1 protein-coding gene is annotated in these 625 nt (G+C 63.0%); it reads right to left on the bottom strand.

What is annotated here, in order from left to right; translation table 11 throughout:
• Positions 1-219: 219 nt before the first annotated feature.
• Positions 220-625: MAPEG family protein (locus EOA38_RS38305; protein ID WP_210213034.1), on the bottom strand; the 406-nt coding region annotated here is incomplete at its 5' end.

Genomic DNA, 625 nt, shown 5'->3' with positions numbered 1-625 from the left:
GTCATATTTGCGGATCAGGCCCGGTTCGCCGCCACCGCCGCGCGCGGCGGCAAGCTCGGCTTCGAGCTGGCGGCACATGCGGGAGGCCGCCTGCGGCTCGGTCACGGCGACAGCCGACGCCGCCAGCGCCGCAAGCAGCGCCGCGAGATGCGTCAGCTTCAATCCTTTCATCCGCCAGAAACCCCGATTGCCGTGGCCGGAAGGCTACCGTGTTCGTGGTTAACTGTTCCCTAGTAAAGGCGGATCGGGCCACACCGATGCCAGCAAAAGCAGAACGATTCCAACAAACGCAACGTTCCAAACGAGCGAGCGGAGCAGGGGAACGCCGAATGCATAGAGCGGAAGATAGACCAGCCTGGCCGAAAAATAGAGTCCGGCTCCCCACTTGCTGAGCGCGGTCTCGTGGCCAGCCGCGTGAACAAGAAAAACCGCCGCCACGAACACCGGAAATGTCTCGACGAAGTTTCGCAGTGCCCTTTCAAGGCGCCCTGCCATCCCTGTGAGCGGAGGGACTTCGGCGTCTCGGGCGCTGGCCGTCCAGCGGTAACCTCGCTGGAAGCTCGCCGAATGCGAGGCGAGAACGATGTGAATGAAACAGAGCACGCAACTTGCGGCGAGCATGGCT

The sequence above is a fragment of the Mesorhizobium sp. M1E.F.Ca.ET.041.01.1.1 genome (assembly GCF_003997355.1).
In the GTDB taxonomy this organism is placed as follows: Bacteria; Pseudomonadota; Alphaproteobacteria; order Rhizobiales; family Rhizobiaceae; genus Mesorhizobium.
Note: the sequence above shows the minus strand (reverse complement) of the source record. Positions and strands in the feature narration are given on the sequence as shown.